Annotated in this window: 8 protein-coding genes; 3 read left to right on the top strand and 5 right to left on the bottom strand. The window is 70.9% G+C overall.

Features of this window, described 5'->3' with window-relative positions:
• A partial coding sequence (locus ABD908_RS25610) for a DUF5808 domain-containing protein (RefSeq protein WP_345001410.1) occupies positions 1–906 on the top strand: 906 nt, incomplete at its 5' end.
• 10 nt (positions 907–916) lie between these two features.
• On the opposite strand, the gene moeZ is transcribed toward ABD908_RS25610, so the two are convergent.
• The 3 genes from moeZ to ABD908_RS25595 all read right to left on the bottom strand — a co-directional run bounded on the left by moeZ (position 917) and on the right by ABD908_RS25595 (position 4,404).
• A complete protein-coding gene (gene moeZ, locus ABD908_RS25605; RefSeq protein WP_345001412.1) occupies positions 917–2,083 on the bottom strand; it encodes an adenylyltransferase/sulfurtransferase MoeZ in 1,167 nt (388 codons plus the stop codon).
• Positions 2,084–2,268: 185 nt separating this feature from the next.
• Positions 2,269–3,309 (bottom strand): DUF3152 domain-containing protein, encoded by a 1,041-nt coding sequence (locus tag ABD908_RS25600; RefSeq protein ID WP_345001408.1) that lies wholly within the window; start codon positions 3,307–3,309, stop codon positions 2,269–2,271.
• Positions 3,310–3,402: 93 nt separating this feature from the next.
• A complete protein-coding gene (locus ABD908_RS25595) occupies positions 3,403–4,404 on the bottom strand; it encodes an alpha/beta fold hydrolase (protein ID WP_345001406.1) in 1,002 nt (333 codons plus the stop codon).
• A gap of 111 nt (positions 4,405–4,515) precedes the next feature.
• Here ABD908_RS25595 and fasR point away from each other — a divergent pair, with 111 nt between their 5' ends.
• Positions 4,516–5,184: an HTH-type transcriptional activator FasR gene (gene fasR / locus ABD908_RS25590; RefSeq protein ID WP_345001404.1), complete on the top strand. Its 669-nt coding sequence runs from the start codon at positions 4,516–4,518 to the stop codon at positions 5,182–5,184.
• A gap of 107 nt (positions 5,185–5,291) precedes the next feature.
• On the opposite strand, the gene ABD908_RS25585 is transcribed toward fasR, so the two are convergent.
• Together ABD908_RS25585 and ABD908_RS25580 are read right to left on the bottom strand one after the other, a co-directional pair.
• Positions 5,292–5,519 carry a DUF3107 domain-containing protein gene (locus ABD908_RS25585; protein WP_345001402.1) on the bottom strand — a complete coding sequence of 76 codons (228 nt, stop codon included), beginning with the start codon at positions 5,517–5,519 and terminating at the stop codon, positions 5,292–5,294.
• A 90-nt stretch (positions 5,520–5,609) separates the two neighbouring features.
• Entirely contained in the window at positions 5,610–6,359 is a 750-nt protein-coding gene (locus tag ABD908_RS25580; RefSeq protein WP_345001400.1) for a ferritin-like fold-containing protein, read from the bottom strand.
• 306 nt (positions 6,360–6,665) lie between these two features.
• Between ABD908_RS25580 and ABD908_RS25575 the strand changes: the two genes are divergently transcribed.
• Positions 6,666–8,048 (top strand): DEAD/DEAH box helicase (locus ABD908_RS25575; RefSeq protein ID WP_345001398.1); only part of this gene is annotated, 1,383 nt, incomplete at its 3' end.

Here is an 8,048-nt window from a genome sequence, read left to right as displayed (position 1 = left end):
CTCGCCCCGGACCGGGACGCGGCCGCGGTCGGCGGGATGCTCGCCGCGGCCGCACCACTGCTGCTGCTCGTCGGTGCGCTGCTCGCGCTGCAGGCCGGACGCGCCGTGATCGCCCGCGCCAAGCGCGACGGTGGCTGGTACGACGGCGTCCCTGTGCGCGTGGGAGCGGAGGTGATCCGGCCCGACGGCGACGGTGCCCGAACGGCCGCCGTCCCCTGGCTGCCGTTCGCTGCGGCCGCCACCGTCATCGCCGTCGGGGTCTGCCTCGAACTCGCGCTCTACGACAGGTTCCCCACCCGCATCCCCCAGCACGTCGGGCCCGGCGGCGTCACCCGATGGGCCGACAAGTCCGTGCCGGCGGTGCTCGGCCCGTCGCTGGTCGCGGCGGTCGTCGTCGCGGCGATGTGGGGCCTGGCGTGGTTCACCACACGGGCGCCCGTGCGGCGGCTGCCCGACGGTGACCCGGCGGCCGCGGCCGCCCGGGCCACGGCCGCTCGGCGGATCACACTGTGGGTACTCGGCGCCGCCGCGGTACTGGTGTCGCTGCAGCTGACGGCGACCGGCCTGCTGCTCGCGGCGGCGGCACCGGCCGGCACCATCGAGGCGGTGTCCGGGATCGGCGCCGTGGTGATCGTCGGGGCGATCGGCGTGATGGTCGCGGTATCCGTGCGCACGCTGCGGCGCACACCGGCCCCCGGCGACACCGGACCGGACTCCCCCGACGACGATGCCCGCTGGAAGCTCGGCGTGCTGTACGTCGCCTCCGGCGATCCGGCGGTCCTGGTGCCGAAACGGATGGGCATCGGCTACACCGTGAACCTCGGCAACCCCGTCGGGCTGGTGATCGTGGCGGCGGTGCTCGGGCTCGCCGTCACGGCAGCGCTGCTACCGGTGCTGCTTCGGTAGACCGGCGGCCTCAGTAGACCGGCAGGTCCGGTTCGATCTGCCTGGCCCAGGCCAGGATCCCGCCCTGCAGATGCGTGGCGTCGTTGTAGCCGGCCTTGTGGACCGCGGCCAACACCTCGGCCGAGCGGATGCCCGTCTTGCAATACAGGACGATCGGCTTGTCGGCCGAGATCTGCCCGAGCCCGGCGCCGGTCTCGAACGCCGACTTGGGCACCAGTTTGGCCCCGTCGATCCGCACGATGTCCCACTCCACCGGCTCGCGCACGTCCACCAACTCGAACTCCCTACCGTCGGCGCGCATCTGCGCCAGCTCGGCCGGGGTGATGGTGGAGTCGGCCGCGGCGGCTGCCGCCTCATCCGACACCACGCCGCAGAACACCTCGTAGTCGATCAGCTCGGTGATGGTCGGCGACTCCGGGTCCTTGCGGATCTTGATGGTGCGGTAGCTCATCTCCAGGGCGTCGTACACCATCAGCCGACCCAGCAGCGGCTCGCCGATTCCGGTGATCAGCTTGATCGCCTCGGTTCCCATGATCGCGCCGATCGATGCGCACAGGATCCCCAGCACGCCGCCCTCGGCGCAGGACGGCACCATACCGGGCGGCGGCGCCACCGGGTAAAGGTCGCGATAGTTGAGGCCCTTACCGTTCGGCGCGTCCTCCCAGAACACGGATGCCTGGCCCTCGAACCGGAAGATCGACCCCCACACGTACGGCTTGTGCGCCAACACGGCGGCATCGTTGACCAGGTAACGGGTGGCGAAGTTGTCGGTGCCGTCCAGGATCAGGTCGTACTGCTCGAACAACTCGACGGCGTTCTCCGGCTCCAGCCGGAACGGGTGCAGGTTCACCGTGACGAACGGATTGATCTCGAGGATCTTCTCCCGCGCACTCTCCCCCTTGGGCCGCCCGACGTCGGACTGGCCGTGGATCACCTGGCGCTGCAGGTTCGACTCGTCCACCTCGTCGAACTCGACGATGCCGATCGTTCCGACGCCGGCCGCCGCCAGATAGAGCAGCGTGGGACTACCGAGGCCGCCCGCACCGATCACGAGCACCCGCGCGTTCTTCAGACGTTTCTGCCCGTCCACCCCCAGATCGGGGATGATCAGGTGCCGCGAGTACCGCGCCACCTCCTCACGGGTCAGCTCGGCGGCGGGTTCCACAAGCGGTGGCAGATCACTCACGAAAGGTGGAACGGCACGCGGCCGCCGCACATTCCCGACCTCAGCTCGCTCCCGGGTACGGCTCGTCTCTCGGCCCGCCACGTGGATGGGCACGCCCGGCAGCCGACCTCAGCTCGCTCCCGGGTACGGCTCGTCTCTCGGCCCGCCACGTGGATGGGCACGCCCGGCAGCCGACCTCAGCTCGCTCCCGGGTACGGCCAGGAGTTCGGCTTGCAGACGTTGTTGTTGTTGTACTGCGTCGACTTGTCGAGGGCGAAGATGTCCCGATTCCCCACGCCGAAGCTCTGCTGCATCATGATCGGCGCGAGGGCACCGTTCGCGGGGCAGGCGACGTGGTCGGGGTAGCCGATGGCGTGTCCCACCTCGTGGTTGATCTGGTACTGCCGATACGCCCTGATGTCGCCCTGGAAGGCGACCGCGCCCCGCACCCAGCGTGCCTCGTTGAGCACCACCCGACTCAGCTCGGGGTTGTAGCAGGAGGTCTCCGCCGCGATGGTGTACCCGCACGCGTCGCGGGTGGTCAGCGGGCTGGTCAGCGAGATCGTGAAGTCGGAGTCGCCCTTGTCCACTCGGCGGAACGCGATCTGCGTGTCGTGGATCCAGCTCTGCGGGTTCTGCAACGTGTTGTCGACCATCGCAGCGAACGCCTGGTCACCACCCAGCGCGGCCATGTTCATCCCGTCCTCGACGGCGATCTTGTACGTGAACGTCTGCTGTGTGCCCTTACCGAACTTGGCGACGGTGCCGGGCACGACATGCCACGTGTTGAGACCCTTCGGCGTGTACCGGCCGCCGGCGGGCAATTCGTAGGCGGCCGGGATCGGCCCGGAGATCCGGCCGGTCGGGGCGCCGACGGGGGCGGTGCCCGCAGCCGGGTTCGGCACGCGCGAGCCGAAGTCCGCCCCGGACGTGGCCACGTCGGTCGACGCCGTCCGTGCGAACGGGTTGCAGCCCGCCGACGACGCGATGAGGAGCACCGTGAGCACGGCCAGCACCGGGATCGCGTAGGCCCGCCAGCCGTAGAGGGTGAGCATCCGCCCCACCGGCCCCTGCTTGCGGTACTGGCGATCCCGCGGTGCACGCTGTCGCCCAGGCTCCGAGTTGACGGGGTCCAAGCTGGCGCGTAGCGGCTGGTAGGGATCGGGCCGCCGCCGCGGCTCCCGCGGTCCACGCCCACCGTCGAGGTGCGGCTGCGGAGGGCCGGAGGGTCTGGTCACACCTGCCACATTGGCACAGCCGACTCCCCGGGCGCGCGCACGACACTCGGTAATGCCCTGAATAGGACACCCGTCGCGCCGAGATCGCCCGGATCAGGCGGAATGCGAGATCAGCTCCCACACCGCGCGCGCGACCGCCGCCGGTCGCTCCATCTGCGCGACGTGCCCCACGTCCTCGTACACGATCAACGTGCTGCCCCGGATGTGCCGCGCCACCTTCGGCGCTACGGCCGAGCTGACCAACAGATCCCGCGCGCCCCACACCACCAGGGTGGGGGCCGACACGGCCCGGGCGGCCGACCAGTGCGCGGCGCCGAGGTCTGCGATCCAGCTGCGGACCAGCGCGTTGAAGCTCGCGGCCAGTGCATCGGGCGCCCACGGCATCGACGCGCGGGCCGCGGCCTGGTCGATCGCCTGCCGTCTGCGCACCGGCCCCATCACGTCCGGGTCGACGAGGATCTCCCGGAACGTGCTCTCGACCTGCCGCGCGGGGTAGGCGCTCCCCACCAGCCGGAACCCGGCCGGGCCGACGACGGGGATCCGCACCAGCGACAACGGCAGGAACTGCAGGCGCCGCAGCCGCGGGCGGAGATCCGGGAAGGCCGGCGAGATGAGCGTCAGCGTGGCCACCAGGTCGGGGCGCGCCATCGCGACGCGGACGGCGACCGCGCCGCCGAGGGAGTTGCCCAGCAGATGCACCCGCCGCCGGCCGCGCGCGGCCACCAGTATCTCGAGGTAGCCGATCACCGCCTCGGCGAACGCCTCGATTCCGTAGTCACCGTCGGCGGGCGGATCCGACAGCCCGAACCCCGGCAGGTCGAGGGCGTACGACGCGACCGACGGTGCCAGGATCTGGCCCAGGTCCGTCCAGTTGATGGACGACCCGCCCAGGCCGTGCACCATCACCGCGAGCGGTCGGGCGCCGGCCGGCGCCTGGAACGCGGCCGCGGCGTCGACGTGCCGCACGAACACGCGCTGACCGCGGACCCGCACGAACTCGCCGGGCCACACGTCGCTGGTCCGGTCGAGCGTGGCGAGCGGCTCGGGGCCCGGTGCGTGCGCGTTGCTCGCGGCGCCGGAGGCGGTGTCGGACACGCCACCAGGGTGCCAGATCGGCGCGGAGCGACGCTGGCTGCGCGGTCGACCGGAGTATCGTCTGGGTTTCCTGGGACCGATCGCCCCGGGGGGAGATGGAAGAGGTGGCAGATGTCGGACGTGGGTGCGGTTGCGGGCAATACCCGTGGCGGGTCTGCCGCGGCGCCGCGGCGCAGTACTCGATTGCCACGCAGCGCCCGACGCATCCAGCTGCTCGAGGCGGCCAGCAGCGTGTTCGTCGACGTCGGCTACCACTCGGCCGGCATGGACGAGATCGCGATCCGTGCCGGTGTCTCGAAACCCGTTTTGTACCAACACTTCCCAAGCAAGCTTGACCTGTACATCGCCGTCTTGCACAGTCACGTCGAGTCGCTGGTGAAGGGCGTGCGAGCGGCCCTGAGCAGTTCTACCGAGAACCACGCCCGCGTGTACGGGGCGGTGCGCTCGTTCTTCGACTTCGTCGACCAGGACAGCCAGGGATACCGGCTGATCTTCGAGTCCGACGTGATGGAGCCCGCCGTACAGGAACGGGTCGAGGGCGCTGTGGAGGCCTGCGTCGACGCCGTCTACGACCTCGTCGCCCACGACTCGGGTCTCGACCCGCACCGCGCCCGCATCCTCGCCGTCGGCCTCGTGGGCGCAAGCCAGGTCAGCGCTCGCTACTGGCTGTACGCCGATCGCGCGATCACCAAGGAGGACGCGGTCGCCACCACCGTGCAGCTGCTGTGGGGCGGACTCAAGCACGTCCCGCTGCAGGGACGCGGCGACGCCCGCCGCTGACCTCCCGGCCGGCCCCGTCGGCCCACGAATCGACAGAACCGACCCCGAACGGCGAACGCCCTCTCATCCGACTCGCAGATGAGAGGGCGTTCCCGCGCCTGGCGGCGCTACGTCGCGGCGAACCCGACGGTGCGCGCCTCGTGCGCGCCGAGCTCGACGTACGCCAACCGCGTCACCGGCACCAGGATCTGGCGCCCCTTCTCGTCGGTGAGGTCGAGCAACGGGCTCTTGCCGGCCAGCGCGTCGGCAACGATCTGCTTGACCTGCTCGGCATCCTGCTTGCTCTGCACCACCAGCTCACGGTTGCTGTCCGCGATACCGATCTTGACCTCCACGGGCCCAACCCTTCTAATCGACTTCTCGTCCACTGCCAACGCTATCGCGGCGCGCACGAGACCCGCCGCCGGTTCTGCTGTGAGCAGCGCTCACCCCAGACCGAGCGCGGCCATCCGCTTCGCGTGGTGGTTCTGCGCGGTCTCGAAGAAGTCGGCGATACCGGCGACGTCGGCGGCGCTGGCGAACAGCATGTCCGTCAGCTCGTCGCGCGTGGCGAGCACCTCCTGCGCCTGGGTGATCGCCTCCGACAGCAGGCGCCGGCCCCACAGCGTGAGCGGCGACCGTAGCGCGGGATTCGCAACCACTGCCGAGCGAACCTGCGGCACAACGAATTCCGAGTGCCCGGTGCCGCTCAGGGTCTCCTCGACGACGGCGGCCGCGCCCGCCGGAAGTGCGGGCAGCACCTGGGTGTAGAAATCGGCGGCGAGCCCGTCGCCGATGTACGCCTTCACGAGCGCCTCATACCAGTTCCGCGGCGTCGTCCGCGCGTGGTAGCGGGCGAGCACCTCCAGGTACGGCTCGGTCACGGCCACGACCTCGAGGCCGCGCCGCTCGAGCTCGCCCTGCAGGGTCTCGAAATGCGCCATCTCGGCAGCCGCCATCGACGCGAAGGCGATCCGGCCGCGCAGGTCGGGCGCCAGCTCGGCCTCCTTCGCGAGCCGCTCGAACGCGAGGATCTCGCCCCCGGCGAGCACCGCGAACAGCTGCGCGACACCGGGATGCTCCGCGGCACCGTCGACCCCGTAACCCGCCACCGGCCGCGATGACGCGACGGGCACCTCCGGAGAGCCCCCCGCCCCGTCGACCGCGCCCGGACCCGCCTGCTGCTGTTCAGTCATGGTGCACATGCTAAAGCGGAGCACCGGAAGCGGTACAATGTACTGGCATGCCCGCGCAGATCGCGGAAGTGCACCGTGAAATTGTGCGCGCACATAGCGCCGCGTCGGCCCCGATGCGTTCGGCGCCGGGCCCAGTAGGGCCCCGCCATTCCCCCCGGCCCGCGGCGCCACCGCCGGCGACACCACTGTCAGCGAGGGTGCGCGCGAAGTGAGAACGACGCCGCGACATCATTCGCCGCCAGTGAAAGGCCAGAGACCATCACCGATACCGCGCATACCCATACCCCGATCCACGTCGAACCTGCCGTGGCCCCCGACCTGCCCGACGTCACCGTCATCGCCGACGACCACGTCTCCCCCACATTCGCCGAGCTCGGGGTCGACCAGGGCATCGTCGCCGCCCTCGCCACCCGCGGCATCGAGCGCACCTTCGCGATCCAGGAGCTCACGCTCCCGCTCGCGCTGGCCGGCAACGACCTGATCGGCCAGGCCCGCACGGGCATGGGCAAGACCTACGGTTTCGGCGTGCCGCTGCTCAACCGGCTCACCAAAGCCGCCGCCGAGGCCGGCGAGGCCGGCCTGCGCGCCCTCGACGGCACGCCCCGCGCCCTCATCATCGTCCCCACCCGCGAGCTGTGCATCCAGGTGACCGACGACCTCGAGCAGGCCGCCGCCGGTTTCGACGTGGCCACCACCAAGGGGCCGCGCCCGATCTCCATCCTCTCGATCTACGGCGGCCGCCCGTACGAGGCGCAGATCGACGGCCTGCGGAAGGGGGTCGACGTGGTCGTCGGCACCCCGGGCCGGCTGCTGGACCTCGCGAACCAGGGGCACCTGATCCTGGGCAAGATCCAGATCCTGGTGTTGGACGAGGCCGACGAGATGCTCGACCTGGGATTCCTGCCCGACATCGAGCGGATCCTCTCGATGGTCCCGCAGGATCGGCAGACGATGCTGTTCTCGGCCACGATGCCCGGCCCCATCATCACGCTGGCCCGCACGTTCCTGCGGCAGCCGACCCATGTGCGCGCCGAGCACCACGACGACTCGGCGGTGCACGAGCGCACCACCCAGTTCGTCTACCGCGCCCACGCACTGGACAAGACCGAGCTCGTAGCGAAGGTGCTGCAGGCCTCCGGCCGTGGCGCGACGATGATCTTCGCCCGCACCAAGCGCACCGCACAGAAGGTCGCCGACGACCTCGCCGAGCGGGGCTTCAAGGTGGGCGCCGTGCACGGCGACCTGGGCCAGATCGCGCGCGAGAAGGCGCTGGGCCGCTTCCGGGACGGCAGCATCGACGTGCTGGTCGCGACCGACGTGGCGGCCCGCGGTATCGACATCGACGACGTCACGCACGTGATCAACTACCAGTGCCCGGAGGACGAGAAGACCTACGTGCACCGGATCGGCCGCACCGGCCGCGCGGGCAAGACCGGCATTGCGGTGACGCTCGTCGACTGGGACGAGTTGCACCGCTGGGAGCTCATCGACAAGGCGCTCGGCCTCGGCAAGCCCGATCCCGCCGAGACCTACTCGTCGAGCGAGCACCTGTTCGCCGACCTGGGCATCGATCCCGCGGTCACCGGCAACGTGCCCGGCACCCGCCGCCCGCGCGAGGACGGCGAGGTCGTGGAGCGTCGCGAGCGCACCCGGCCGGCCCGCACCCGCGACCGTCGCCGCACCCGCGCG

It is taken from the genome of Tsukamurella soli (assembly GCF_039541155.1).
In the GTDB taxonomy this organism is placed as follows: Bacteria; Actinomycetota; Actinomycetes; order Mycobacteriales; family Mycobacteriaceae; genus Tsukamurella; species Tsukamurella soli.
Note: the sequence above shows the minus strand (reverse complement) of the source record. Positions and strands in the feature narration are given on the sequence as shown.

Coding starts and splice junctions, on each gene's coding strand:
- ABD908_RS25580 (WP_345001400.1), bottom strand. CDS start 6,359: ATGACTGAACAGCAGCAGGCGGGTCCGGGCGCGGTCGACGGGGCGGGG.
- fasR (WP_345001404.1), top strand. CDS start 4,516: ATGTCGGACGTGGGTGCGGTTGCGGGCAATACCCGTGGCGGGTCTGCC.